Genomic DNA, 24,671 nt, shown 5'->3' with positions numbered 1-24,671 from the left:
GCCGCGTCAGGCCCCGCGGGCGGCGACCAGCGCGCGGATACGCTGTGCGTCGGCCGGCGAACCGGGGTTGTAGACCACCATGGCCAGGTCGGGCCGTCCATCGACGGCGAAGGCCGAATACTCCAGTTCGATCTCGCCGAGCTGGCGGTGGTTCAGGCGCTTCAAGCCTTCGCCGAACTCGCGCACATCGCTGCCGCGCCACAGTGCCGCGAACTCGGGGCTGGCGGCACCGAGTTCCTCGACGAAGGGCTGCACCGCCGCGCCCGCGCCGGCCCGCGCCACATCGGCCCGGAACACCGCGACCAGGAAACGCGCCACGCTGTGCCAGTCGAACTGCGCGGCGCGCGTGTGCGGGTTCAGGAACATCATGCGCAGCACGTTGCGCTCGGACGGCGGCAGCGCGCCGTAGTCGGTCAGCACGGCGGCCGCGGCCTGGTTCCAGGCCACCACGTCCCAGGTCACGGTGCGGACCATCGCGGGGCTGTCGGGCATGGCGTCGAGCACGCGCTGCAGCCGCGGCGTGATGCCGCTGGGTGGCCGCGGCCGCACCTCGGGCGGATGGCCCAGGCCGAGCAGGAACAGGTGGGCGCGCTCCACCTCGGTCAGCAACAGCGCCTGCGCGATGCGTTCCAGCACCTCGGCCGAGGGCGGGCCGCCGCGGCCCTGTTCGAGCCAGGTGTACCAGGTGGGGCTGATGTGCGCGCGCAGGGCCACCTCCTCGCGCCGCAGGCCCGGCGTGCGGCGTCGTTCCTGCGTGTAGCCGAGCGCGCGCGGATCGAGCCGCGCGCGGCAGGACTTGAGGTAATCGGCAAGGGCGGTCGGCTCGGCCATGGAACGCAATCGAAGGGGGTAGAAGCTATACCGGGATAAGGTCCCGGCTTCACCGGAACGCGCCCGCGCACCACACTCTATCCGTGCAATCAACGGAGCAAGACATGCAAGTGTTCGTGACAGGGGCCACCGGCTGGGTGGGTTCGGCGGTGGTGCAGGAGTTGGTGGACGCGGGCCACCGTGTGCGTGGCCTCGCGCGGTCCGAGGACAAGGGCCGCGCCCTCGCGGCCATGGGCGCGGCGGTGGTGCACGGCACGCTGGACGACCTCGCGCTGCTGCGCAGCGAGGCCGCGCAGGCCGAGGCCGTGGTCCACACCGCCTTCAACCACGACTTCTCGAAGTTCGCCGAGAACGCAGCCCAGGACCGCCTGGCCATCGAGGCCATGGGCGAGGCCATCGGCGCCACGGGCCGGCCCCTGGTCGTGACCTCGGGCATGGCCATGCTGGCGCCCGGGCGCATGGCGACCGAACACGACGTGCCGCAGGAAGGGCCGGCCTATCCGCGGCGTTCGGAAACGGCGGCCAGGGCGCTGGCCGCGCGCGGCGTACGCACCACGGCGGTCAGGCTCGCGCCCTCGGTGCACGGGCGGGGCGACCATGGCTTCGTGCCCATCCTGGTGGGCATCGCGCGCCAGACCGGTGTGTCGGCCTACATCGGCGACGGCAGCAACCGCTGGCCCGCGGTGCACCGCAGCGATGCGGCCACGCTGTACCGGCTGGTGCTGGAGCAGGGCGCCACCGCGCCGGCCTACCACGCGGTGGCAGAGGAAGGCATCGCCTTCCGCCAGATCGCCGAGGCCATCGGCGCGGCGCTGGGCCTGCCCGTTGCCGCGCGCGAGCCGGCGCATTTCGGCTGGTTCGCCCACTTCGCGGCGGCCGACATGCCGGCATCGAGCGTGCAAACGCGCGCGCTGCTGGACTGGCAGCCGCGCGGCAGCACGCTGTTGGCGGACATCGCGCACGCGGGCTACGCGGACTGAGCCGCCGGACGCAGCCCGCGCAGCAAAGGCTGCGCGGCCGCGGGCGCGACGCCGCGTCAGCTGGCGAGCGTGATCGTCACGCTGGTGTCGCCATAGCGCACCGTGGACTTGGCAAAGCCGTCCACGGCCACGGTGGCGAAGCTGTTGTGCACGCCCTTGGCGGTGAGCACCACGATGGTGTCGCCGGCCTTGGGTGCGTAGCCGTTGGCAAACGTGACCTGGAGCGCGCCCGCCAGCGCGGCGTGGTCGCCCACCACCAGCGTGCCGGCCGTGCTGCTGGACAGTGCCAGGCGCAGCGTGCCGGACTTCTGCGTGTACGTGCCCGCCACTTGCACCTGGGTGCCGTGCGTGGCCAGCGTGCCGCCATCGACGTAGACCGCGCCCGTGCCCATCGCCGTTGCCGAGTCCGCACGCAGGGTGCCGGCCGCCACGATGGTGCCGCCGCTGTAGGTGTTGGCGCCCGTCAGGGCCAGCGTGCCGGTGCCCTGCTTGGTCAGCTTGCCCGCGCCGCCGATGTCGTTGCGCCAACGGTCGAAGGAACAGAAGCCCGAGACACAGAAGCCGTCGGTGCTGTCGTTCATGGTGACGGTCACGTCGGCTTCCAGCCTGCCGTAGCCGCTGGCCGCATCGAACAGGTTCAGGCGGCCGAAGCCTTCCTCGTCGTCCAGCACGGGATAGCCCGAATCGATGGCTGTGGTCTTGAGCACGGCGCGGCGCTGGTCGGCGCTCAGGTAGGGGAAACGGGTTTCCAGCAGCGTCTCCATGCCCTTGGGCACGACCGCGGGCCTGCCGGCCTTGGCGCTGTCCTTGGCGAAGCCGAAGGTCAGGCGGCGCAGGTACTCTGCCTTCGCGGCGGCGAAATCGGAGAAGCGGTCCTCGCCGACGCTGGCCGCGTGCGCGGCATTCCACAGTTCGACGCCCGTGGCCACGCCCAGCTTGCTGCGCAGTTGCTGTTGTGCCTGCTGGAAGACGGCCAGCCGCTGGGCTTCGGTGTAGGCCAGTGCGCGGTCGCCCGCGCCCTTGAGGAAAGGCATCCAGACCGACGAGCCGAGCATGCGCCCCCCCATCACGCCCAGCGCCGAGTGCATGCCCGCGCGGATGCGGTTCTCGCCGGCCTCCAGGCCACGCGCCAGGGCTTCGTGGAAGCGCTGCGGCGCCACGTAGGCGATGGCCATCGAGTAGCGCACGAACTCGGCCGTGTGGCCGCTGGGGAAGTCGGAGTCCTGCTGGGCGCTGGTCTGTGCGGCCGCAGTCGTGGCGCCGGCCGCCCGGCGCGCCAGCAGCTCGGGCAGCACGCGGACCTCGGGCAGGCTGCTGTCCGCGGCGGACCATCGGTAGGGGCGCGCGAACTTGTAGAAGCCCTTGGGGCCGTTGTCGGACGCGATGTTGCCCACCGTGGCGTTGTCGACGAACTGCAGCACGGCACCGAACGCAGGGTTGGTCGTGCTGTTCGTGTCGCCCCATCCGGAGCTCGGGTTCTTGGCCAGGTCGTCCCAGGCCTGGCCCAGCGGGCCCAGCGCGCCGCCCTTCACCGTGCGCGTGACCTTGTTGCCGGTGTCGTCCAGCCGGATCTCGTCCTTCTGCGCATCGGTGTAGGCGGTCTGCGTGGTGAGCTTGGACGAGTACGCCATGTTCTGCAGGAACAGCGCGCTGTTCTTGACCGTCCCCGTCGTGCCGGCGGTGGGCGCCTGGCCGACCGTGCCGTTGGTGTTGTCCGTGGTGAGAACGAGCCATACGCCGTTCCAGCCCGTCAGGGCAAACGCGTCGCATGCCTCCTTGCCGGCGACGTTGGTGTCCGGCGTGGTCGCGCCATCGGCAAAGATGCCAGCGTAGTTCGACGCCCTGAAGCCGTTCATCTTGCGTTCGGACGGCTCCCAGATGTCCAGGAAGCCCGACAGGATGCGCAGCGTGCTGTTGGTCGTGTGGTCTGCGTAGCAGGCGTTGTTGCCATTGGCTGTCGCATCGTGCCGGCCGGAGTTGTAGGCGGTGGCATCCTCGCGGTACCTGGGCACGTCGGTGCGCGACGCCGGCATGCTGGTCGCCGCGCGCGCGGCGACGTCGATGGTCTCGGTGCCCAGGCCGGCGGGGGCTGCGGGAATGGCATAGGGTGCATCGTCCCCGCCGCCGCAGGCAGACAGCGCCAGCAACGCGGCCAGGGCGACGGCGCGCAGCGCGAATGCATTCGGATGGGCGGGGAGACAGGCGGAAGTCGGCATGCGTGCGCTGCGAGAGATGAACAACCGCGCAGTATGGGCAGCGAACCATGAAGCTGTCATGACACGCCGGTGCCGTGGACGGCCGTGTCCGCCAGGCGCCGAGAATCGCCGCCATGCCCCAGCCTGAAAGCCTCTTGACCGCGCCCGGTGGCGCACCGCCAGCCCACTTCTGCGCGCAGGACCGGGCCGCCGTGTACGGCGTGCTGCACGCGCGCCGCGACATGCGGCATTTCGTTCCTGGGCAGTCGGTGCCCGACGAGGTGCTCGAGCGCATGCTGCGCGCAGCCCATTGCGCGCCCTCCGTCGGCCTGATGCAGCCCTGGCGGCTGATCCGCGTGCGCGACCCCGCGCTGCGCGAAGGCATCGCGCTGCTGGTCGAACAGGAGCGGCTGGCCACGGCTGCGGCGATGCAGCAGCGGACCGACGAGTTCCTCGCGCTCAAGGTCGAGGGCGTGCGCGACTGCGCGGAACTGCTGGTGGCGGTGCTGGCGCCCGACGACGGCACGCTGTTCGGCCGGCGCACGATGCCGCGCGACATGGCGCTGTGCTCGGCCGCCTGCGCGATCCAGAACCTGTGGCTGGCGGCGCGGGCCGAGAACCTGGGCATGGGCTGGGTCTCGCTGTTCGAGCCCGCCGCGCTGGGGCAGCTGCTGCAACTGCCCGCAGGCGCGCAGGCCATCGCCGTGCTGTGCCTGGGGCCGGTGCCGGCGTTCTATCCCAAGCCCATGCTGGAGCTGCAGGACTGGCGCCAGGGCCGGTCGCTGCAGGACATGGTGGCGACGGACCAATGGCCGGCCGTGCTTCCCTGTTAGGCAGGCCGGCTCAGAGTTCCCCGCCCGGCAACCCGCCCGCGCGCACGGCATGCACGGCCTGCGCGCGCACTTCGGCGCGGCTCGTGTCGCGGTGGTCGGCCGCCAGCTGGCCGATGTCGCCGACCTCGCCCGAGGGCAGGGGGCCGGATGCGGCCAATTCGCGCAGCACCTGTGCGCGGCTCAGCGGCGTGCCCGTGGCAGGCGCCGCCCAGACACCGGCTTCGCCGCCGGCCGGCAGCTGGCCACGGGCCTGCGCCTGCAGCACCTGGGCGCGCACCTGCTCGCGCGTGAGAGCCTGGGTGTCGGACGCGAACGCGGGCTGGGCCAGTGCGAAGGCAGCGGCCACGGAGAGCAGGAGGGCGGATGGGCGAGTCATGGTGTTTCCTTTGTCGAATGGCCCGCGCGGTGTTGCGCGGTGCCTCCGATTCTGGAAACCCGAACCTCAGGAAGCCGCACCGTTCGGTGACGTTTGCGTCATCTGCGCGGCGCTCAGCCACAGGCCGATGCGCGTGCGTCCGTCGCTGGAGTCGGCCAGCGTGCCGCCGCCGTGCATGCGCGCGATCGCGGCCACGATGGCCAGGCCCAGGCCGTGGTGCTGGTCGGCCTGGCTGCGCGCCGGGTCGGCCCGGAAGAAGCGGTCGAACAGGCGCGGCAGGTGCGCGGGCGCGATGGCCGGGCCGGCGTTGTCGACGGTGATCTCGGTGCGGTCCCCATCCCCTGCGATCCGCAGCAACACCGTGCTGCCCGGCGCGGCATGCCGCGTGGCATTGCCGAGCAGGTTGGACAGCGCACGCTGCAGCAGGCCCGCATCGACCGCGGCGGCCGCGTCGCCCTCGATGCGCACCACGAGCGCGGCCTGCTGCAGCGCGGCCTCGTGGAACTCGGCCACCTCGGCCGCCAGTGCCGCCAGGCTGGCCACCTGCGTGCGCCGCGCGCCGATGCCGCGTTGCGCGCGCGAGAGGAACAGCATGTCGGCCACGATGTGCGCCAGCCGGTCCAGCTCTTCGAGGTTGGAACCCAGCACCTCCTGCAGCTCGGCCAGGCTGCGCGACTTGCGCAACGCCAGCTCGCTGCCGCTGATCAGCGTGGCCAGCGGCGTGTTGAGTTCGTGCGCCACGTCGGCGTTGAAGGCCTCCATCTGCGCGTAGGCCGCGGCCAGGCGGTCCAGCAGCGCGTTGAACTGCGCGATCAACGGCTGCAGCTCCGCCGGCTGCGCACGGCCGTCCAGGCGCTGGGCCAACGTGTCGGCATCGAGCTGGCCGGTCTGCGCCGCCAGCTGGCGCAGGGGCGCCAGGCCCAGGCGCACCAGCAGCCAGCCGCCCAGCGAGATGACGGCCGTGCCGCCCAGCGCGGCCAGCACCAGCAGCCAGGCCATGCGCCGCAGCAGCGCGGCGTCGGCGCGCGGGTCCAGCTGCAAGGTGGCCTGCATGGGCGCGGGCCAGCCGTCGACGGCCACGGCGAAGCGGTGCGCCGGCGCTTCCACGTCCGCGGGCAGGGCGCGCACGAACACCGTGCGGCCGGCGCCGTCGACCAGCTGCAACGCCAGGTCGCCATGGCCGGCCAGCATGTCGTCCAGCACATGCGGCAGCTCCTCGGGGCGGTGCTCGGCGCGGCCCTCGGCCAGCAGCTCGCGCACGGCGGTCTCCTTCTGCGCCAGCGTCTCGTGGCGGCGCTGGGCCAGCGTCCAGTCCAGCGCCAGGTACAGCGCGCCGCAGACCAGGCCGAGCCCGGCCAGCGACTGCAGCGCGAGCCAGAGCGACAGTTGCGCGCCGAGGCTGCGGATCACAGGCACTCGCCGGCCCGCGGCCCGTGCCGCCAGGCCGGGACGCGCCGGCTGGGGGTGGCCCGGTGCATCGCTCATGCGCGCGCTTCGAGCACGTAGCCCATGCCGCGCACCGTGTGCAGCAAAGGCCGCTCGAACGGGCGATCCACCTTGTCGCGCAGCCGGCGCACGGCCACCTCGACCACGTTGGTCTCGCTGTCGAAGTTCATGCCCCAGACCTGGGCCGCCAGCTCGGTGCGCGACAGCACCGCGCCCTGGCGGCGCAGCAGCAGCGTGAGCAGGTTGAACTCCTTGTTGGTGAGGTCCACGCGCTGGCCGGCGCGCACGACGCGGCGGCGGATCAGGTCGACTTCCAGGTCGGCCAGGCGCAGCACCGTGGCCTCGGCCGGCGCGGCGGTCGACCGCCGCAGCAGCACCTGGATGCGCGCCACCAGCTCGGAGAAGGCGAAGGGCTTGACCAGGTAGTCGTCGGCGCCGCTGCGCAGGCCGCGCACACGGTCCTCGACCTCGCCGCGCGCGGTCAGCATCAGCACGGGGGTCTGGCGGCTCTGGCGCAGCGCGGCCAGCACGGCCAGGCCGTCGAGCCCGGGCAGCATGCCGTCGAGCACGACGAGGTCGTAGGGGTGCTGCGCGGCGGCCTCCAGTCCGCTCAGGCCGTCGTGCGCCACGTCCACCGCGAAGCCTTCCTCGCGCAGGCCCTTCTGCAGGTACAGCGCGAGCTTGGTTTCGTCTTCGATCACCAGCAATTGCATGCGGCATTGTGGGGTGCGGCCGGGCGCCGTTCCGATGACAAATTTGTCATCGAACGGGCGGCGCAGGCGCCAGGTCCGGCCGCTACACTCGCGCCGCTGCTGCCAGGCAACCACCCATTCCATGCGCCGTTTCCTCTCCGTCGTGCTGATGCTCTTGCTCGTGCTGCAGGCCACCTGGTCGGCGGCGGCCGAGGTGTGCCGGCACGAGACCGTGACCGCGCAGGCGCACTTCGGCCACCACCTGCACCTGGACGCGGACGAGCCCGCGCAGGCCGACAACGGCCCGCAGGTGCCGCATCTCGATTGCGTGGGCTGCCTCGGCGGCCTGTGCGCGGCGCTGCTGGGCTGGCCTGCGGCGCTGGCGCCGGCCTTGCCGCAGTTGCGGCACGCCACGCCCTACGCGCGCAGCATCACGGACGGCGTGCCCGAGCGGCTGATCCGCCCGCCCCACCGCTGCCTCGCCTGAGCCGCTGAGGCTTTGGTCGGCCCCCGCACGGGCCGGTTCGCGGACAGCCGTCCGCTGCAACGAGGATTCGCATGCATTGGAAGTTTTCGCCCCGGCGGGCCTGCCGCCGGCTGGGCATCGCTGCGCTGGCGCTGGCCGCCTTGCCGGTGCTGGCCCAGACGCCGCCCGTTTCCGCCAGCAGCCTGGCCGAGGCCTTCGCCCAGGCCTGGGCACGGCAGCCGGAACAGGCCGGCACCGCCGCACGGCGCGATGCCGGCCAGGCCCAGCGCGAGGCCGCGAACCGCTGGACACCCGAGCCACCGGCGCTGGAGGCCGCGCTCAAGTCGGACCGGCTGACCGGCAACGACGGCGCGCGCGAGATCGAGGCCGGCGTGGCCGTGCCGCTGTGGCTGCCGCGCGAGCAGGGGCTGGTGCAGGCCCAGGCCGACGCCGAGGGCCTGGCGCTGGAGAGCCGGCTGCGGGCCGCGCAATGGCGGCTGGCCGGCGAGCTGCGCGAGGCCTGGTGGGCCTTGCAGCTGGCGCTGCTGGAGCAGCAGGCCGCCGCGGCGCGCGAGGACAGTGCCACGCGGCTGGCGCGCGACGTGGCGCGGCGCGTGGCGTCCGGCGATCTGGCGCGCGCCGACCGCAACCAGGCCGACGGCGCGCTCGCCCTGGCCGAGGCCGACAGCGCGCAGGCCGCCCTGGCCGTGGTGCAGGCGCGCCAGGCGCTGGCGGCGCTGGGCGTGCAGCCCGTGGCCGGCAACGCCGACACCTGTGCCGCCGCCGAGCCGCTGCCGCCGGCGCAGGCCGATCCGGCCGATGCCACCCATCCCGCGCTGGCCGAACTCGACGACCGCGCGCGCCTGGCCGCCCATGCGCAGGACCTGGCCGCCGTGCGCAAGCGCGCCAACCCCGAACTGGCGCTGCTGGTCACCCGCGAGCGCGGCGCGCGCGGCGAGTCCAACGCGCACAGCCTGAGCTTCGGCGTGCGCGTGCCGCTGGGCGCGGCCTCGGCCCACCGCGCCAAGGTGGCCACGGCCAGCGCCGAGCGCATCGAGGCCGAGCAGCAGCGCGCGCTGCAGGCCCAGCGCCTCGCCGCCGACGCCGCCGTGGCGCGCGCGCGCCTGGCCGCGGCCGAGGCCGTGGCCACGGCCGCCGCGCGGCGCACGGCACTGGCGGTGCAGACGCGCGGCTTCTTCGAGACCTCGTTCCGCCTGGGCGAGACCGACCTGCCCAACCGCCTGCGCGTGGAGCTGGAGGCCTACGAGGCCGAACGCCAGGGCGCACGCGCCCGCGTGGCCGTGCACCAGGCCGTTTCCGCGCTGCGCCAGGCCCTGGGCCTGCTGCCGCAATGAACTCCCTCCGCGAAAGAACACCCATGCGATTTGTCCTGCTGACCCTGGCGCTGCTGCTGGCCGGCCCCGCCCGCGCCGACGACGGCCACAACCACGGTGGCGCGCAGCCCGCAGCCGCCGGCCCGGCCCTGCCGCGCTTTTCCGCGGCCACCGACCTGTTCGAACTCGTCGGCGTGCTCGACGGTCACCACCTGCGCGTCTGGCTGGACCACGCGCCCAGCAACGCGCCCGTGGAGAACGCCCAGCTGGTGCTGGAACTGGATGGCCAGCCGCTGGTGCTCAAGGCCGTGGCGGCTGGCGAGTTCGAGGCCGAACTCGCTGCCGAACCCGGCGCCGGCACGCACCCGGTGACAGCCACCGTCACGGCCGGTGCCGACGCCGACCTGCTGGCCGGCGAACTGGACATCCACGCCGCGGCGATGCCCACCGAAGCCGCGCAATCGGCTGGCTGGCGTTCCTGGGCGCCCTGGGTGGGCGGAGGTCTGGTGCTGCTGCTGGCGTTGGCCACCCTGTTCAAACGCCGCAATCCGAACCTGGGAGCTGCCGCATGAAAGCCCTCGCAAGCATTCTGTTGAGCGCATTGCTGGCGGCCCCCGCATTTGCCGGCGAGGGCCACGACCACGGCGACGCGCCCGCCAGCGCCAACGCCAATGCGCCGCAGCGCCTGCCCGACGGCAGCGTGTTCCTGCCCAAGGCCACGCAACGCCAGATCGGCGTGCGCACGCTGGTGGCCGAACGGCAGCAGCTGCCGCGTGCCGTCACGCTGGCCGGCAAGGTGGTGATGGACCCGAACGCGGGCGGCCGCGTGCAGCCCACCCAGCCCGGCCGGCTGGAGCCCGGCCCGCGTGGCTTTCCCACACCCGGCCAGGCCGTGCGCAAGGGCGAGGTGCTGGCCTATGTGGCGCCCGCCGCCGCACCGCTGGAGCGTGCCGGCCAGGCCGCCCAGGTGGCCGAGTTGCGGGCCGCGCGCGCGCTGGCCGACAAGCGCCTGGCACGCCTGCGCGAACTCGCCGACACCGTGCCGCGCAAGGAGATCGAGGCGGCCGAGAGCGAACTGGCCAGCCTGGGCGAACGTGCCGGCGTGATGGCCGGGGCACTGTCGGGCCGCGAGGCGCTGGTGGCGCCGGTGTCCGGCGTCATCGCATCGGCCACGGCCGTCGCGGGTGCCGTGGTCGACGCGCGCGAGCTCGTGTTCGAGATCGTCGACCCGACACGCCTGCGCATCGAGGCGCTGGCCTACGACCCGGCCCTGGCGGCCGACATCGCCGGCGGCGCGCTGGCCGTGGGCAGCACGCGTGTGGCCTTGCGCTTCGTGGGCGCGGCGCGTGCGCTGCGCGAGCAGGCGCTGCCGCTGCAGTTCGCGGCCGAGGGGTCGGCGCTGCAGGCCCTGGCCGTGGGCCAGCCCGTGCAGGTCGTCGTGCAGACCAAAAGCCAGCTGGCCGGCGTGCCCGTGCCGGCGGCCGCGCTGGCGCGCAACGCGTCGAACCAGAGCATCGTGTGGGTCAAGGTCGCGCCCGAGCGCTTCGAGCCGCGCGTGCTGACCACCGAGCCGCTGGACGGCGCCAACGTGGTCGCGACCTCGGGCCTGCAACCCGGCGACCGCGTGGTCCACCAAGGCGCGAGCCTGGTCAACCAGATCCGATAGGCCAGTATGTTCAAGTGGCTACTCGACAGCAGCCTGGCCAACCGGCTGCTGGTCATCATCGCGGGCCTGGTGCTGGTCGCCTACGGCGGTTTCACCCTGACCCGCATGCCGGTGGACGTGTTCCCCGACCTCAACAAGCCCACCGTCACCATCATGACCGAGGCCGGCGGCATGGCCGCCGAGGAGGTGGAGCAGCTCATCACCTTCCCGCTGGAGACCACGCTGAACGGCCTGCCGGGCGTGGAGGCGGTGCGCTCCACCTCGAGCGCGGGCCTGTCCTTCCTGTACGTGACCTTCGACTGGTCGACCGAGATCTTCCGCGCGCGGCAGATGGTGTCGGAGCGCTTGTCGGCCATGGAGGAGGGCCTGCCCGGGGGCGTGGTGCCGCGCATGGGGCCGATCAGCTCGGTGATGGGCGAGATCATGCAGATCGCCATTCCCATCGACGGCAAGATCGGGCCGATGCAGGTGCGCGAGTACGCGGACTGGGTGCTGCGCCCGCGGCTGCTGGCGATCCCGGGCGTGGCGCAGGTCATTCCCATCGGCGGCGAGGTGCGCCAGTTCCAGGTGCAGCCCGACACCGCGCGCATGTCGACGCTGGGCATCACCCACGAGCAGTTGGAGGCTGCGCTCAAGGGCTTCTCGTCCAATACCTCGGGCGGCTTCCTGGAGCTCAACGGCCGCGAGTACCTGATCCGCCACCTCGGCCGCACCTCGCGGCTGGACGACCTGCGCCAGCTGGCGCTGACCTCCACCGGCGGCCAGCCCATCGTGCTGCAGCAGATCGCCAAGGTGGAGTTCGCCGCTGCCATCAAGCGTGGCGACGCCGGCCTCAAAGGCCAGCCGGCCGTGATCCTGGGCGTGCAGAAGCAGCCCACCGCCGACACCATCGCGCTCACCCAGGCCATCGAGCGTGCGCTGGTGGAGATGAAGACCGCGCTGCCCACCGGCATGCAGGCGCCGCAGGTCACCTTCCGCCAGGCCAGCTTCATCGAGGCGTCCATCTCCACGCTGCAGGGCAAGCTCATCGGCGCCTCGGTCTGCGTGGCGCTGGTCCTGCTGCTGTTCCTGGGCAACCTGCGCACCACCTTCATCGCGCTGGTGGCGATCCCCGTGTCCTTCCTGGTGACGGCGCTGGTGTTCCGCTGGTTCGGCATGTCGATCAACACCATGACGCTGGGTGGCCTGGCGATCGCCATCGGCGGGCTGGTGGACGACGCGGTGGTCGACATCGAGAACGTGCTGCGCCGCCTGAAGGAGCAGCGCGCCCAGCATCCGGGCACCTTCAATGCCTTGCAGGTGGTGCGTTCGGCCACGATGGAGGTGCGCTCGGCCATCCTCTACGCCACCGTCATCATCGTGCTGGTGCTGGTGCCGCTGTTCGCGCTGCCGGGCATGGAGGGCCGGCTGTTCGTGCCGCTGGGCGTGGCCTTCATCGTCTCCACGCTGGCCAGCCTGCTGGTCTCGGTGACGGTGACGCCGGTGCTCAACCTGTACCTGCTGCCGGGCATGAAGTCGCTGGACCATGGCGACACGAGGCTGCTGGCCTGGCTCAAGGCGCGTTACCGCCATGGCCTGGCGCCCGTGCTGCACCACCCGCGCAAGGCGGTTGCGGCCGGTGCGCTGGCCGTGGTGGCCGCGGTGGCCGCGGTGCCGCTGTTCCCCACGACCTTCCTGCCGCCCTTCAACGAGGGCACGCTGCTGATCGGCCTGCGCCTGAATCCGGGCGTGACGCTGGCCGAGAGCTCGGCGCTGGCGGCGCAGGCCGAGCGCCTCGTGGCCCAGGTGCCCGAGGTGGCGCACGTGGGCCGGCGCAGCGGCCGCGCCGAGCTCGACGAGCATGCCGAGGGCGTGCACGTGAGCGAGATCGACGTGGGCCTGAAGCCTGCGGGCGAGATCACGCGTTCCATGGACGCGGTGCAGGCCGACATCCGCGCGCGGCTGCAGCACCTGCCGGCGGCGATTGCCATCGGCCAGCCGATCTCGCACCGCATCGACCACATGCTGTCGGGCGTGCGCTCGCAGATCGCGGTCAAGATCTTCGGCGAGGATCTGGACCAGCTGCGCGGCCAGGCCGAGGCGCTGCGTGCGCGGCTGGCGGGCATTCCAGGCCTGGCCGACCTGGAGGTGGAAAAGCAGGTGCTGGCGCCGCAGATCAAGGTGTCCATCGACTACGCGGCCGCGGCGCGCTACGGCGTGCCCGCGCCGCAGGTACTGGCCACGCTGCAAAGCCTGGTCGAGGGCGAGCGCGTGACGCAGATCGTCGAGGGCAACCGGCGCTTCGCGCTGGTGGTGCGGCTGCCCGAGGAGGCGCGCTCGATCGAGGGCCTGGCGCAGATCCTCGTGGAGACGCCCACGGGCCGCGTGCCGCTCTCGCTGCTCGCGCGCATCGAGGACGGCGACGGCCCCAACCAGATCAGCCGCGACGACGGCAAGCGCCGCATCGTGCTCTCGGCCAACGCCCAGGGCCGGCCGCTGTCCGAGGTGGTGGCCGACATCCGCGCGGCCGTGGCCGCGCATCCGCTGCCCGAGGGCCTGTTCGTGACGCTGGGTGGGCAGTTCCAGGCGCAGGAGGAGGCCTCGCGCCTGGTGGGCCTCTTGTCCATCGTCTCGCTGGTCGGCATGTTCGTGGTGCTGTTCAGCCGCTACCAGAGCACGCGGCTGGCGCTGCTCATCATGGCCAACATTCCGCTGGCGTTGGTGGGGGCGGTGCTGGGGCTGTGGATCTCGGGGCAGCCGCTGTCGGTGGCGGCGCTGGTGGGCTTCATCACGCTGGCCGGCATCTCGGTGCGCAACGGCATCCTGAAGGTCAGCCACTACATCAACCTGATGCGCTTCGAGGGCGAGGCCTTCGACCACCGCATGGTCTTGCGCGGCTCCATCGAGCGGTTGAGCCCGGTGCTGATGACGGCGCTGGTGACGGCCTTCGCGCTGGCGCCGCTGCTGTTCGAGGCCGAGCGGCCCGGCACCGAGATCCTGCACCCGGTGGCCGTGGTGATCTTCTCGGGCCTGGTCAGCTCCACGCTGCTGGACACGTTCCTGACACCGGCGATGTTCTGGCTGTTCGGCCGGCGCGATGCCGAGCGGCTCGCACGCGACGACACGGCCGAGGCGCTGTGATGCTTTTTCTCCCAACCCAACCGCAACGAGGACACACCATGCACAAGCCCCTGACTCTGCTCGCCGCACTGACCCTGGCCGGCGCTGCCCATGCCCAGCAAGCCCACAGCCATGGCGCCGGTCACGACCACCAGCCGCTGCACGGCGGCGTGGTGGTGGAGGCCAGCGACATGGACTTCGAGCTCGTGGCCCAGGCCGACACCATCGCGCTGTACGTGCGCGACAATGGCAAGGCGGCCGACCTGCAGGGCGCCACCGGCAGGCTCACGCTGCTGGCCGGCAGCGCCAGGACCGAGGCCAACCTGGTGCCGGCCGGCGACCGGCTGCAGGCCAAGGGCAGCTTCCCGACGGCGGCCGGCACCAAGGTGGTGGCCACGGTGCAACTGGCGGGCAGGAAGCCGGCGAATGTGCGCTTTGCGTTGAAGTAGCGCGGCACCGGGGGGCCTGGCGCGGGCCCGCATAGCATGCGTTCTTTTTGCCTGCCGGTCCCCGCCCATGCCCGACCCCTCCGCCCGATCCGACAGCCCCTGGCGCGTGCTGCTGGTGTTCCTGGGGCTGGGGCTCACCTCCTTCGGCGGGCCGGTGGCGCACCTGGGCTACTTCCGCACCGAGTTCGTGGAGCGGCGCCGCTGGCTCGACGACCGGGCCTATGCCGACCTCGTGGCGCTGTGCCAGTTCCTGCCGGGGCCTGCCAGCAGCCAGGTGGGCATGGCGCTGGGCCTGAGCCGGGCGGGCGGCTGGGGCATGCTGGCGGCCTGGGCCGGCTTCACGCTGCCCTCGGCCTTGGCCCTGGTGGCGCTGGCCGAGGCCATCGTGCGCCAACCCGCGCTGGCCTCTGCGGGCTGGGTGCACGGCCTGAAGGTGGCGGCCGTGGCCATCGTGGCGCAGGCCGTGTGGGGCATGGCGCGCACGCTGTGCCCGGACCGGCAGCGTGCCGCGCTGGCCATCGGGGCCGCGCTGGTGCTGCTGGCCTGGCCTGCGGCGCTGGCGCAGGTGCTCGTGATCGCGGCCGCCGCGCTCGCAGGGCGCTGGCTGCTGCGGCTGCCGGCCGCCGCGGCCGCGCCCTTGGCGCAGCGCTGGCCGCTGTCGCGCCGGGGCGGTGCGCTGGCGCTGGTGCTGTTCCTGCTGCCACTGGCCGTGCTGCCGATGTGGGCCCTGGCCAGCGGCACGCCCACGGCCGCGCTGGTCGATGGCTTCTACCGCGCCGGCGCGCTGGTGTTCGGCGGCGGCCATGTGGTGCTGCCGCTGCTGCAGGCCAGCGTGGTGCCGGGCGGGGCGCTCGGCAATGCCGAATTCCTGGCCGGCTACGGCGCCGCGCAGGCCGTGCCCGGCCCGCTGTTCACCTTCGCGGCCTACCTGGGCGCGGCGGCCCATTGGCCCTGGCAGGGCTGGACTGGCGGCCTGCTGCTGCTGGCGGTGATCTTCGCGCCGGCTGCGCTCGTGCTGCTGGCGGCGCTGCCGTTATGGCAGGCGCTGCGCGAGCGGGCCGGCGTGCGGGCCGCGCTGGCCGGCGTCAATGCGGCCGTGGTCGGCGTGCTGCTGGCGGCGCTGTACGACCCGGTGTGGACGGGCAGCATCCAGGGCCGCGCCGATGCCGCGCTGGCGCTGGCGGCCTTGGGCCTGCTCGTCGTGGGCCGCTGCCCGCCCGTGCTGGTCGTGGGCCTGGCCGCGGCGGCGGGTCAGGCGATGGCCTGGATGTCCTGATAACTCGCCAATCTTGTCAATTATTCGCTTGATCGGCGAGCGAATAAGTGGCCCAATCCAGCCCATGGCCCCCATCTCCTCCATCGCTTCCAGCGGCATGCAGGCCGCCCAGCAACGGCTGCAGGCCTCTGCGCACAACGTTGCCAACACGCAGACCGATGGCTTCACGGGGCTGGAGGTGGTGCAGCGCGCCCGCAGCGAGGTCGGTGGGGTGGACGCCGCGACGCGGCGGGCCGAATCGGTCGGCGTGTCGCTGGCGTCCGAGATGGTCGACCAGCTGTCGGCCCGCAACGCCTTCGTGGCCAACGCCACGGTGTTCCGCACGGCCGACCGCATGGCCGGTGCGCTGCTCGACACCTACGCCTGATCCGCGCCTGGCAAGCGCCCCCCACGCGGTCGGTGCGCGCCTCTGCGGCTCGACGCCTCAGCGCCTTTCCCCGAACAGCACGTCGCGCGCAGCCGCCGACGGCAGCACGCAGGCCACGTCGTGCCGGCATCCTGGCACCACCTGCAGCGGGCGCGGCCGCGGCGGCTGCAGCACCTGCTGCTCGTAGGCCGCATAGCCCTGGGCGCGCTGCAGCCGGTAGGGGCCCTGCAGCTGGGCGGCGCAGCCGTGGTCGAGCACCCTGTCGGCATTGCCGGGCCCGGGGCCGCTGTCGAGCGCGCCGGCCAGGTAGGCCAGGTCCGCCGCGCGGTAGCGCGCGCGTGCGGCCGCCGCGTCGCCCAGGTGGGCCGGCAGGTCGGCCACGCCGTACTTCCACTGGTCGTACTGCGGGCAGGCCGCGGCATCGGGCGTTTGCAGCACGAGCTGGCAGCTGCCCGGGTAGCCGGGGGCGGGGCCGCAGTCCGAGGGGTCGGCGACGGGCTGGCCATCGCGCACCGGCAGGGGCCGCACCGCATCGAAGTACAGCCAGGTGCCCGGGTCGGCGACCACGTGGCGCAGCCGCACGCCGGCCGGCGGCGCGGCCGCGAAGGCCGCGTGGTGCTGCAGCAGCTGGGCGCCGGCCGAAAAGCCCGCGAGCGTGACGGTGCGCAGGCCGGGCCACTGGCGCACGAGTTCAGCCACCAGCGCATCGAGCGCCGCGAACGCGGTGATCGGATGCGGCCCGGCGGACGCCTCGCCAGCCAGCCAGGCACCGCAGCGCCACAACGCATCGCCCGCCTGCGCCGTCACCTCGCCCGGTGTGTGGCAACGCTGGGCCTGCGCGGCCTCGACCTGGAACAGCGGCGCCACGACGAGCACGCGGCCCTGCAGGCCGGCGCCCTGCACGGCGGCGAGGCCGGCGTTGAAGCTGTGCGCCGCATCGCGCGGGTAGCCGTGCATGACGAGCAGTGCGCTCTCTGGCGTGGGCGCGGCGCCGGGCTGCTGCGACACGTAGTAGGCCAGTCGGCCGGCATCCTGCGGCAGCGCCAGGCGCAGCAGGCAGCCGGCGCTCTGGGCCTGGCGGTCGCAGGCCGCGGGGGGATCGGCAGCGGGTGCGCTGGCCGGCGTGCGCGGCGCATCCGCCGGTGCAGGCAGCGCGGCCGGTGCGGCCTGCGCCGCCTGCGCCGCGAGTGCCAGGAACAGACCCGCCACCGCGGCTGAACGCGCTGGTTGCATGGCATCAAGGCCGCGTGGCCGCCAGCGCGGGCGCCGGCGTGCGGGAGCGCACCAGCAGCACGGCCGCAGCGGCCACGAGGCAGGCCGCGCCGGCCGTGAACAAGGCCGGCGTGTACGACGCCAGCACCGAACGCGACAGGCCCGCGCCATAGGCGGCGACGGCCGCGCCGAGCTGGTGCGACGCAAAGACCCAGCCGAACACCAGGCTGGCGCGCTCGGGCCCGAACTCGGCCGCGGCGATCTTGACCGTGGGCGGCACGGTGGCGATCCAGTCCAATCCGTAGAACACGGCGAACAGCGACAGGCCGGCGATGGTGAACTCGGAGTACGGCAGCCAGAACAGCGACAGCCCGCGCAGGCCGTAGTACCAGAAGAGGAGCTTGCGGCTGTCGTAGCGGTCCGACAGGTAACCCGACAGCGTGGTGCCGATCAGGTCGAAGACACCCATCATCGCCAGCACCGAGGCCGCCGGCACGGCGCCCAGCCCGTAGTCGCCGCACAGCGAGATGAAGTGGGTCTGCACCAGGCCGTTGGTGCTGAGGCCGCAGATGAAGAAGGTGCCGGCCAGCACCCAGAAGGCCGGCACGCGCGACGCGCTGGCCAGGGTCTGGAACGGCAGCTTCCAGTCGGCGCGCGGCGCGGGCTGGGCGGGTGCGGCGGCAGGGTCGGCGCCGTAGGCCGCCAGGCCCAGCTGGGCCGGGCTGTCGCGCATGAACAGCAGCACCAGCACGAACACCAGCGCCGAGGCCGCCACCACCGGCAGCAGTGCCCAGCGCCAGCCGTGCTGCTCGATGAGCCAGGCCGCCAGCGGCAGGAACAGCAGTTGCCCGGTGGCGCTGCTGCCGGCCAGAAGGCCCATGACCAGGCCCTTGCGCTGCACGAACCAGCGGTTGGACACCATGGCGCCCAGCACCATCGCGGTGAGCCCGGTGCCCACGCCCAGCACCAGGCCCCACAGCACGAAGGCTTCGCCCAGCGTGTGCATGAACAGGCCCAGCACCAGCGTGCTGGCGATCACGGCCGCCGCGAAGGCCACCACGCGCGAGACGCCATAGCGCAGCAGCACCACGGCCGCGAACGGGCCGAGCAGCCCGTACAGCGCAAAGCGCGTGGCGAAGATGGAGGACAGCTCGGTCGTCGTCCAGCCGAATTCCTTGCCCAGCGGCTGCATCAGCGCGCCGGGCAGTCCCAGCGCAGCCGAGGTCACGAGCATGGCCAGGAAGGTGATGGCCGCGATGGCCCAGGCGTAGTGGATGCCACGGCGCTGCAACAGCGCGGCAAGACGGTGGGCCAGCATGGTGTGTGTGGGTTTTGGAGGTGGCGAAGGTTTCAATGATAATGACCGTAATCAAAAATTGTCAACGCAGGGAAGTGCAACGAAGGTGGCGCGATGAAGGTAACCAAGGAACAGGCGCAGCAGAACAAGCTGGCCTTGCTCGAGGCTGCGGGCCAGCTGTTCAAGCAGCACGGCATCGATGGGGTGGGCGTGGCCGACGTGTGCCGCCAGGCCGGTCTCACGCACGGCGCGCTGTACAAGCACTTCGTCGACAAGCAGGACCTCGCGGCCCAGGCCTTGCAGCACGCCTTCCAGGCCGGCCATGGGCGCGCCACGCCACCCGGGCTGGCCGGCGCGGGCCGCCAGCGCACGTTCACGGGCTACCTCGACCGCTACCTGAGCCTGCGCGTGCGCGACGACATGGCCAAGGGCTGCCCGCTGGTGGCCACCGCCTGCGAGACCGCGCGCCAGGGCGAGGCCGTCAGCCGCAGCTACGCCGATGCGTTCGCCGAACTGCGTGCGGGGGTCGAGGCGACGCTGCCCGGTGACGGCTCGCCGGCCGAGCGCCAGGCGCTGGCCAGCACCGTGGTGGCCGCGCTGGTCGGCGCGATGGCGATCTCGCGCGGCATGGCCAAGGCCGACCGCGCCGAGGCCGATGCGGTGCTGGCGCAGGTGCGCGGCGTGCTGGAGGGCCTGGGCGGCATGGCCGAAGGCTGATGGGCCGGCGACGACGTGCTGCATCCGCAAGGCGCGGCTCAGGCTTGCGCGACGCTGCACCGAAGGCCGCGGAGCAGGCCATGCCAGCAGACGCCGCGGAACTGGCTCTGCCAGGCCGCAGGCAGCGCCCCTCCAGCGGGATCGGATGTCTACACGAAGTGAGACATCCAGAGGGGTGGTCTTAGCACGTCACGCCGCCGTCGATGACGAGGTTCTGACCGGTCATGAACGCGCCGGCCTGCGAGGCCAGGAACACCGCCGCGCCGGCGATCTCATCGGGCTCGCCGATGCGGCGCAGCGGCGTGGTGGCCGTGCGCTTGGCCAGCAATTCCTGGTCTTCCCACAGCGCCCGCGCGAAGTCGGTCTTGACAAGGCCCGGCGCGATGCAGTTCACGCGCACGTTGTGCGGCCCGTATTCCACGGCCAGGTTGCGCGCCAGCTGCATGTCGGCGGCCTTGGAGATGCAGTAGGCACCGAGGATGGGCGAGCCGCGCAGCCCGCCGATGGACGAGACGATGGTGATGCTGCCGCGCTTGCGCTCCACCATGCCCGGCACCGCGAAGCCGATCAGCCAGTGGTTGGCGATGACGTTGTTCTCCAGGATCTTGCGGAACTGCGCGTCCTCGATCCCGGCCATGGGCCCGTAGTAGGGGTTGCTGGCAGCGTTGCAGACCAGCGCGTCCACCGGGCCGAGCCGGCGCCCGGTCTCCTCGACCAGATGGCGCAGTTCGTCCTTGGAGGAGATGTTGGCCGCAATGGCGGTGGCCGCGCCCGCGCCGTGCGCGCGGCAGATCGCGGCGGCGACTTCCTCGCAGGCCTCGGCCTTGCGCGAGGAGATCACCACCTTGGCGCCGTGCTCGGCCATGCGTTCGGCGATGGCGCGGCCGATGCCGCGCGAGGACCCCGTGACGATGGCCACCTGGCCGGCCAGCGAGAACAAAGACATGCGTTGCCTCCTTGTGTTGGAACGCGGAGCATGCACCGACGGCCGCGCGCCGGTTGCAACACTGGCGACGCGGCGCCGTCAGGCGCAGAGCGCGCGGATGTCCTCGGGAATCGGCACGGCGCGGATGCCCGGTGCATGGTCTTCACGGTGCGCGGCGAAGATGCGCACCTCGTCGCACTCCATGATCAGCACCTCGCCGCGCGTCACGCGGTGGCGCATCACGAAGCTGCTGCGCCGCCACTGCGCCACCGACACCGCGATGTCCAGCGTGTCGCCATAGCTGGCCGTCTGCACGAAGCGCGCGTGGGTGTCGACGATGGGCGTGCCCAGGATGCCGCGGCTCTTCTCCAGTTCGTGCCAGGGCGGCACGCCGCATTGCACGAAGAAGTGGTGGCCTGCCGCGTCGATCCAGCGGAAGTAGTTCGGAAACCAGACGATGCGGGCCGGGTCGCAGTCGCCGAACTCGACGCGCACGCGGTGGACGACGCTGCGGGACACCGCATCGCTCACGGCTGGTACCCCGACTTCTGCACCACCGGTGCCCACTGCGCGCGGTAGGCCTTGAGCATTGCGGCGGTCTGCGCCTGCGTGCTGACCACGGGCTGCATGCGCGTGTCGGTGAACTTGCGCTGCGTGTCCGGGTCCTGCATGACCTCGTGGATCGCGCCGGCCAGGCGCGTGGCCTTCTCGGGCGGCATGCTGGCCGGTGCGAAGAAGGTGTTCCAGCCCAGCGCGGCCAGGTCCAGGCCGGCTTCCTTGAAGGTCGGCACGTCGGGCGCGAAGGCCGAGCGCTTGGCCCCCGAGACCGCCAGCACGCGCAGCTTGCCGGCCTCGTGCTGCGGCACCAGCACGTCGAAGGTGTCCACGGCCATCGGCAGCTGGCCGCCGATCAGGTCGGTGATGGCCGGGGCCGAGCCCTTGTAGCCGATGACCTCGGTGCGCACCTTGGCCTTGTCGCCCAGCATCAGCGCGAAGAAGTGCGGCAGGCTGCCGGTGGCCGGCACGCCCACGTTGGCCTGGTTGGGGTTGGCGCGCATCCAGGCCAGCAGGTGCGAGAGTTCCTTGACCGGCACGGCGGTGGACACCGCCAGGCCGAACTCGTAGTCGTTGACATGCGCCACGGGCACGAAGTCGCGTTCGGCGTCGTAGCCGTTGTCCTTGAACACCAGCGGTGCCACCACCATGACGGCGGGGTTGGCCAGCATCAGCACGTTCTGGCCGGCGGGCGTGGCCTTGGCCTGCTGCGCCGCGAGGCGGCCGCCGGCGCCGGGCTTGTTCTCCACGATGACGGCGATGCCTAGCTTGCTGGCGAGCTTGTCGCCGACGATGCGGGCCACGCGGTCGGTGGCGCCGCCGGGCGGATAGCCGACCACGATGCGCAGCGGGCCGCCGTCCAGCGGCTGGATCGGCTGGGCCAGCGCCGGCGCGGCACAGGCGGCCAGCGCGAGCCGGCCGAGCCAGCGGCGTGTGACGGGCTGCATGGGCGGGCGCAGCCGGGTGGGCGGATCGAACGGCATGGGTCTCCTCGGAAAGTGAAGCGGCCGGATGTTACGTGGCCGCGCACGCGCCGAGCCTTCTACACCGCGATGCCGTGCGCCTGCACGGCGCCGCGCAGGTGGTCCAGCGCCGCGTCGAATTCGTAGCCGTCCAGCGCGCTCGCCACGCGGTTGGTGGCGCCATCGCCCAGCAGCTGGCGCAGGGCGGCGCGGTGCATGTGGAAGTAGTCGCCTGCATCGCTGTCGCCGGCCTGCAGCAGTTCGGCCAGCCGGGTGGCGTGCCGTGCGAGTTCGGCCGGCGTGGCGGCGGGCGCCCGGGCGACTTCGGCGGTCGCGGACGGTGCGGACGGTGCGGACGGTGCGGACGGTGGGGCCGGTGGGGCCGGTGCGAGCGCGGCCAGCGCTTCGGCGGGCGGCGCGCCGTGGCGCGGCTGCACCCAGCGTGCCAGCGTCTGCAGCATGGCGGCCGGGTCGATGGGCTTGGTGATGTGGTCCACCATGCCGGCGGCCAGGCAGCGGTCGCGCTCCTCGGGCATCGCGTGCGCGGTCAGCGCGATGATGGGCAGCTGCGCGAAGCGTGCGTCGGCGCGGATCAGCGCGGTGGCCTGCAGGCCGCCCATCACCGGCATCTGCAGGTCCATCAGCACCGCGTCGAAGGCGCCGCCGCCGGCCAGCAGGTCGAGCGCCTCCTGGCCGTTGGCGGCCACCGCCACCGTGGCGCCGGCGCCCTGCAGCAGTTCCACGGCGATCTGCTGGTTGATCTCGTTGTCCTCGGCCAGCAGCAGGCGCACGCCACGCAGCGGCACGGGTCCGTGCGCCCGGGGCGCCGGCATGGCGGCCGTGCTGCCGCGCGTGGCCACGCCCAGGCGCATGTCGAACCAGAAGCGGCTGCCCTGGCCGGGCGTGGAGTCCACGCCGATGCTGCCGCCCATGGTCTCCACCAGCCGCTTGCTGATGGTCAGGCCCAGGCCGGTGCCGCCGTATTTGCGCGTGGTCGAGCCGTCGGCCTGCGAGAACGCCTGGAACAGCCGGGCGGTCTGCGCGGCGCTCATGCCGATGCCGCTGTCGCGCACCTCCAGCTGCAGCCGCACGCCGTCCGGCTCGCGTTCGAGCAGCCGCACCTGCACCGCCACGTGGCCGTGCTCGGTGAACTTGATGGCGTTGCTGACCAGGTTGGTCACCACCTGGCCCAGCCGCAGCGGGTCGCCGACGAGCGCGGGCGGCACGTCCGGCGCCACCTCCACCGTCAGCGCCAGGCCCTTCTCGCCCGCCTTGCCGTCCACCAGCGTGCCGACGTCGGCCAGCACCTGGGCCAGCTCGAAGGGCACGTGCTCGATCTCCAGCTTGCCGGCCTCGATCTTGGAGAAGTCCAGGATGTCGTTGACGATGCCCAGCAGCGCCGTGCCGGCGCCGTGCACCTTGGCGATGTAGTCGCGCTGGCGCGGGCTGAGGTCGGTCTTGAGCGCCAGGTGCGACATGCCGATGATGGCGTTCATCGGCGTGCGGATCTCATGGCTCATGTTCGCCAAGAACATGGACTTGGCCTGCGTGGCCTCGTCGGCCAGGCGCTTGGCCTCGCGCAGCGCCTCGGCGGCGGCGTTCTCCTCGGTCACGTCCTCCATCACCCAGACGCTGCCGTGCACCGAGTCCGGATCGATGTAGCGCGCCTGCATGCGGCACCAGAACAGCGTGCCGTCCTTGCGCCGCAGCTGCAGGTCGTGGCGGCTGCTGTGGCCGATGCGCGCGTTGGCGACCTGGCGGCCCTCGGCGTAGGCGGCGTCGCTGGCATACCAGATGCGCGTGGGCTTGTCCTGCAGCTCGCCGGGGGCGTAGCCGAAGATGTCGTCCAGCCGGCGGTTGCAGCGCAGGATCACGCCGTCGCGCAGGATGGCGATGCCCACGCTGGCGGCCTCGAAGATCGCCAGCTGCGCCGCATGGGCCACGCGCAGCGCCTCCTCCGCGCGCTTGCGCTCGGTGATGTCGTCGATCATCCAGATCGTGGCGTACTGGTGGCCGGGGTGGCTGATGGCGCGCGCACGGGCGTAGGCGTCGAAGGTGCTGCGGTCCTGGCGGGCCGCCTTCCATTCGCCGCTGAACACCTGGCCCGCCGCGAAGGCCTTGCCCACCTCGGCGCCGAAGCGTTTGAGCTCGGCCTCGTCCGGGTACAGGCAGGCGCTGGCGCGGCCCACCAGGCTCTCGGTGTCGGCGAAGCCGAACATCTCGGCAAAGCGCGGGTTGGCGCGCAGCAGCTTGCCGTCGCCGGTGTAGACGATGCCCACCTGCAGGTTCTGCAGCAGCAGTTCCTGCTCGGCCGCCAGTGCACGCAGCCGCTCGGCCGCGGCGTGTTCCTCGGTGTTGTCGGTGATCCAGGTCACACGCAGCACCTCGCCGGCGATGCGCACGCGGGCCGAGTCCATGAGGCCCCAGAACTCCGTGCCGTCCTTGCGCCGAAAGCGCGTCTCGCAGTGGCGCAGCGCGCCGTCGCGCTGCATCTGGGCGTGCAGCCGCGCGCGCGCGGCCTCGCCGTCGGCATGCACGTCGGCGGCCACCAGCGTGTCCATGTCGCCGCGCCCGTAGCCGAACAGCTGCAGCCACTGGCTGTTGACGTGGCGCACGCGGTCATGGCGGTCGGTCACGACCAGGCTGGACTGGCCGGTCTCGGTCAGCGTGCGCATGAAGGCCTCGCTCTCCGACAGGGCCGAGGCGCGCTGCTCGGCGTCGGCCTGCATGCGCCGCAAGGCCCGCTGGGCCGTGGACTGCCGCCACAACGCCAGCGCGGCGATGCCGAACAGAACCACCGCCAGCGTGCCGAGCACTTCGTTCATGGGTCTCCAGCCCTGGTCTTCGGGGGCAACAGGCCGGCCGCGGCCATGGGACGGCTTGGACTCCGCCGACCGCCTGGCCGTGGCGCCCGAGGCGCTGGATAAGCGTATGAAATCGAACGAAGTTAGGAGGTTATATGTCAATACGGCAGTGCTAACAAGTTGTAACGT

22 protein-coding genes are annotated in these 24,671 nt (G+C 72.5%); 11 read left to right on the top strand and 11 right to left on the bottom strand.

Features of this window, described 5'->3' with window-relative positions:
• Nucleotides 1-6 precede the first annotated feature (6 nt).
• Nucleotides 7-831: a helix-turn-helix transcriptional regulator gene (locus ASF44_RS10195; protein WP_056899098.1), complete on the bottom strand. Its 825-nt coding sequence runs from the start codon at nucleotides 829-831 to the stop codon at nucleotides 7-9.
• Between the two features lie 104 nt (nucleotides 832-935).
• Between ASF44_RS10195 and ASF44_RS10190 the strand changes: the two genes are divergently transcribed.
• Entirely contained in the window at nucleotides 936-1,811 is an 876-nt protein-coding gene (locus ASF44_RS10190; protein WP_056899097.1) for an SDR family oxidoreductase, read from the top strand.
• A gap of 56 nt (nucleotides 1,812-1,867) precedes the next feature.
• Here ASF44_RS10190 and ASF44_RS10185 read toward each other — a convergent pair whose 3' ends face one another.
• Nucleotides 1,868-4,027 carry an autotransporter-associated beta strand repeat-containing protein gene (locus ASF44_RS10185; RefSeq protein ID WP_056899128.1) on the bottom strand — a complete coding sequence of 720 codons (2,160 nt, stop codon included), beginning with the start codon at nucleotides 4,025-4,027 and terminating at the stop codon, nucleotides 1,868-1,870.
• A gap of 113 nt (nucleotides 4,028-4,140) precedes the next feature.
• On the opposite strand from ASF44_RS10185, the gene bluB reads away from it, so the two are divergent.
• Nucleotides 4,141-4,839 carry a 5,6-dimethylbenzimidazole synthase gene (gene bluB / locus ASF44_RS10180; protein WP_082524655.1) on the top strand — a complete coding sequence of 233 codons (699 nt, stop codon included), beginning with the start codon at nucleotides 4,141-4,143 and terminating at the stop codon, nucleotides 4,837-4,839.
• Nucleotides 4,840-4,849: 10 nt separating this feature from the next.
• Here bluB and ASF44_RS10175 read toward each other — a convergent pair whose 3' ends face one another.
• The 3 genes from ASF44_RS10175 to ASF44_RS10165 form a co-directional block, all read right to left on the bottom strand.
• The gene (locus ASF44_RS10175) at nucleotides 4,850-5,215 is read right to left on the bottom strand and encodes a DUF4148 domain-containing protein (protein ID WP_082524654.1); all 366 of its coding nucleotides are present in this window, start codon (nucleotides 5,213-5,215) and stop codon (nucleotides 4,850-4,852) included.
• Nucleotides 5,216-5,281: 66 nt separating this feature from the next.
• Nucleotides 5,282-6,625: a heavy metal sensor histidine kinase gene (locus ASF44_RS10170; protein ID WP_235579180.1), complete on the bottom strand. Its 1,344-nt coding sequence runs from the start codon at nucleotides 6,623-6,625 to the stop codon at nucleotides 5,282-5,284.
• 71 nt (nucleotides 6,626-6,696) lie between these two features.
• On the bottom strand, nucleotides 6,697-7,374 hold the full coding sequence (locus tag ASF44_RS10165; protein WP_056899093.1) for a heavy metal response regulator transcription factor: 678 nt from the start codon (nucleotides 7,372-7,374) through the stop codon (nucleotides 6,697-6,699).
• A gap of 121 nt (nucleotides 7,375-7,495) precedes the next feature.
• Between ASF44_RS10165 and ASF44_RS10160 the strand changes: the two genes are divergently transcribed.
• The 8 genes from ASF44_RS10160 to ASF44_RS10125 all read left to right on the top strand — a co-directional run bounded on the left by ASF44_RS10160 (nucleotide 7,496) and on the right by ASF44_RS10125 (nucleotide 16,010).
• A complete protein-coding gene (locus tag ASF44_RS10160) occupies nucleotides 7,496-7,840 on the top strand; it encodes a hypothetical protein (protein WP_056899092.1) in 345 nt (114 codons plus the stop codon).
• A gap of 71 nt (nucleotides 7,841-7,911) precedes the next feature.
• Nucleotides 7,912-9,174 carry a TolC family protein gene (locus ASF44_RS10155; protein WP_056899091.1) on the top strand — a complete coding sequence of 421 codons (1,263 nt, stop codon included), beginning with the start codon at nucleotides 7,912-7,914 and terminating at the stop codon, nucleotides 9,172-9,174.
• A gap of 23 nt (nucleotides 9,175-9,197) precedes the next feature.
• Nucleotides 9,198-9,725, top strand: coding sequence for a hypothetical protein (locus ASF44_RS10150; protein WP_082524652.1), 528 nt, complete (start codon nucleotides 9,198-9,200; stop codon nucleotides 9,723-9,725).
• A complete protein-coding gene (locus tag ASF44_RS10145; RefSeq protein WP_056899089.1) occupies nucleotides 9,722-10,819 on the top strand; it encodes an efflux RND transporter periplasmic adaptor subunit in 1,098 nt (365 codons plus the stop codon). Before ASF44_RS10150 ends, ASF44_RS10145 begins: the two co-directional genes overlap by 4 nt.
• A gap of 6 nt (nucleotides 10,820-10,825) precedes the next feature.
• Nucleotides 10,826-13,939, top strand: coding sequence for an efflux RND transporter permease subunit (locus ASF44_RS10140; protein ID WP_056899088.1), 3,114 nt, complete (start codon nucleotides 10,826-10,828; stop codon nucleotides 13,937-13,939).
• A 38-nt stretch (nucleotides 13,940-13,977) separates the two neighbouring features.
• Complete coding sequence (locus ASF44_RS10135; RefSeq protein ID WP_056899087.1) at nucleotides 13,978-14,367, top strand: hypothetical protein; 390 nt, start codon at nucleotides 13,978-13,980, stop codon at nucleotides 14,365-14,367.
• A 67-nt stretch (nucleotides 14,368-14,434) separates the two neighbouring features.
• Entirely contained in the window at nucleotides 14,435-15,643 is a 1,209-nt protein-coding gene (gene chrA, locus ASF44_RS10130; protein ID WP_056899086.1) for a chromate efflux transporter, read from the top strand.
• A 64-nt stretch (nucleotides 15,644-15,707) separates the two neighbouring features.
• Nucleotides 15,708-16,010, top strand: coding sequence for a flagellar basal body rod C-terminal domain-containing protein (locus tag ASF44_RS10125; RefSeq protein WP_056899085.1), 303 nt, complete (start codon nucleotides 15,708-15,710; stop codon nucleotides 16,008-16,010).
• A gap of 57 nt (nucleotides 16,011-16,067) precedes the next feature.
• On the opposite strand, the gene ASF44_RS10120 is transcribed toward ASF44_RS10125, so the two are convergent.
• Nucleotides 16,068-17,243, bottom strand: a complete 1,176-nt coding sequence (locus ASF44_RS10120; RefSeq protein WP_056899084.1) for a hypothetical protein — start codon at nucleotides 17,241-17,243, stop codon at nucleotides 16,068-16,070.
• Between the two features lie 4 nt (nucleotides 17,244-17,247).
• Nucleotides 17,248-18,540 carry an MFS transporter gene (locus tag ASF44_RS10115; RefSeq protein WP_056899083.1) on the bottom strand — a complete coding sequence of 431 codons (1,293 nt, stop codon included), beginning with the start codon at nucleotides 18,538-18,540 and terminating at the stop codon, nucleotides 17,248-17,250.
• Between the two features lie 93 nt (nucleotides 18,541-18,633).
• Here ASF44_RS10115 and ASF44_RS10110 point away from each other — a divergent pair, with 93 nt between their 5' ends.
• Complete coding sequence (locus ASF44_RS10110) at nucleotides 18,634-19,236, top strand: TetR/AcrR family transcriptional regulator (protein ID WP_056899082.1); 603 nt, start codon at nucleotides 18,634-18,636, stop codon at nucleotides 19,234-19,236.
• A 181-nt stretch (nucleotides 19,237-19,417) separates the two neighbouring features.
• Here ASF44_RS10110 and ASF44_RS10105 read toward each other — a convergent pair whose 3' ends face one another.
• The 4 genes from ASF44_RS10105 to ASF44_RS10090 form a co-directional block, all read right to left on the bottom strand.
• Complete coding sequence (locus ASF44_RS10105; protein WP_056899081.1) at nucleotides 19,418-20,182, bottom strand: SDR family NAD(P)-dependent oxidoreductase; 765 nt, start codon at nucleotides 20,180-20,182, stop codon at nucleotides 19,418-19,420.
• 78 nt (nucleotides 20,183-20,260) lie between these two features.
• Complete coding sequence (locus tag ASF44_RS10100) at nucleotides 20,261-20,680, bottom strand: thioesterase family protein (protein WP_082524661.1); 420 nt, start codon at nucleotides 20,678-20,680, stop codon at nucleotides 20,261-20,263.
• 8 nt (nucleotides 20,681-20,688) lie between these two features.
• Nucleotides 20,689-21,699, bottom strand: a complete 1,011-nt coding sequence (locus ASF44_RS10095; RefSeq protein ID WP_235579179.1) for a Bug family tripartite tricarboxylate transporter substrate binding protein — start codon at nucleotides 21,697-21,699, stop codon at nucleotides 20,689-20,691.
• Between the two features lie 59 nt (nucleotides 21,700-21,758).
• Nucleotides 21,759-24,503, bottom strand: a complete 2,745-nt coding sequence (locus ASF44_RS10090) for a PAS domain-containing hybrid sensor histidine kinase/response regulator (RefSeq protein ID WP_056899079.1) — start codon at nucleotides 24,501-24,503, stop codon at nucleotides 21,759-21,761.
• Nucleotides 24,504-24,671 lie beyond the last annotated feature (168 nt).

The sequence above is a fragment of the Pseudorhodoferax sp. Leaf274 genome (genome assembly GCF_001422445.1).
Taxonomy (GTDB): Bacteria; Pseudomonadota; Gammaproteobacteria; order Burkholderiales; family Burkholderiaceae_C; genus Pseudorhodoferax.
This window is presented reverse-complemented; position numbering and strand designations above follow the sequence as displayed.

Excerpts from the sequence above, each read along its gene's own strand:
- ASF44_RS10195 (WP_056899098.1), bottom strand. The coding sequence starts at position 831 with ATGGCCGAGCCGACCGCCCTTGCCGATTACCTCAAGTCCTGCCGCGCG.
- ASF44_RS10190 (WP_056899097.1), top strand. The coding sequence starts at position 936 with ATGCAAGTGTTCGTGACAGGGGCCACCGGCTGGGTGGGTTCGGCGGTG.
- ASF44_RS10185 (WP_056899128.1), bottom strand. The coding sequence starts at position 4,027 with ATGCCGACTTCCGCCTGTCTCCCCGCCCATCCGAATGCATTCGCGCTG.
- bluB (WP_082524655.1), top strand. The coding sequence starts at position 4,141 with ATGCCCCAGCCTGAAAGCCTCTTGACCGCGCCCGGTGGCGCACCGCCA.
- ASF44_RS10175 (WP_082524654.1), bottom strand. The coding sequence starts at position 5,215 with ATGACTCGCCCATCCGCCCTCCTGCTCTCCGTGGCCGCTGCCTTCGCA.
- ASF44_RS10165 (WP_056899093.1), bottom strand. The coding sequence starts at position 7,374 with ATGCAATTGCTGGTGATCGAAGACGAAACCAAGCTCGCGCTGTACCTG.
- ASF44_RS10160 (WP_056899092.1), top strand. The coding sequence starts at position 7,496 with ATGCGCCGTTTCCTCTCCGTCGTGCTGATGCTCTTGCTCGTGCTGCAG.
- ASF44_RS10155 (WP_056899091.1), top strand. The coding sequence starts at position 7,912 with ATGCATTGGAAGTTTTCGCCCCGGCGGGCCTGCCGCCGGCTGGGCATC.
- ASF44_RS10150 (WP_082524652.1), top strand. The coding sequence starts at position 9,198 with ATGCGATTTGTCCTGCTGACCCTGGCGCTGCTGCTGGCCGGCCCCGCC.
- ASF44_RS10145 (WP_056899089.1), top strand. The coding sequence starts at position 9,722 with ATGAAAGCCCTCGCAAGCATTCTGTTGAGCGCATTGCTGGCGGCCCCC.
- ASF44_RS10140 (WP_056899088.1), top strand. The coding sequence starts at position 10,826 with ATGTTCAAGTGGCTACTCGACAGCAGCCTGGCCAACCGGCTGCTGGTC.
- ASF44_RS10135 (WP_056899087.1), top strand. The coding sequence starts at position 13,978 with ATGCACAAGCCCCTGACTCTGCTCGCCGCACTGACCCTGGCCGGCGCT.
- chrA (WP_056899086.1), top strand. The coding sequence starts at position 14,435 with ATGCCCGACCCCTCCGCCCGATCCGACAGCCCCTGGCGCGTGCTGCTG.
- ASF44_RS10125 (WP_056899085.1), top strand. The coding sequence starts at position 15,708 with ATGGCCCCCATCTCCTCCATCGCTTCCAGCGGCATGCAGGCCGCCCAG.
- ASF44_RS10120 (WP_056899084.1), bottom strand. The coding sequence starts at position 17,243 with ATGCAACCAGCGCGTTCAGCCGCGGTGGCGGGTCTGTTCCTGGCACTC.
- ASF44_RS10115 (WP_056899083.1), bottom strand. The coding sequence starts at position 18,540 with ATGCTGGCCCACCGTCTTGCCGCGCTGTTGCAGCGCCGTGGCATCCAC.
- ASF44_RS10110 (WP_056899082.1), top strand. The coding sequence starts at position 18,634 with ATGAAGGTAACCAAGGAACAGGCGCAGCAGAACAAGCTGGCCTTGCTC.
- ASF44_RS10105 (WP_056899081.1), bottom strand. The coding sequence starts at position 20,182 with ATGTCTTTGTTCTCGCTGGCCGGCCAGGTGGCCATCGTCACGGGGTCC.
- ASF44_RS10095 (WP_235579179.1), bottom strand. The coding sequence starts at position 21,699 with ATGCCGTTCGATCCGCCCACCCGGCTGCGCCCGCCCATGCAGCCCGTC.
- ASF44_RS10090 (WP_056899079.1), bottom strand. The coding sequence starts at position 24,503 with ATGAACGAAGTGCTCGGCACGCTGGCGGTGGTTCTGTTCGGCATCGCC.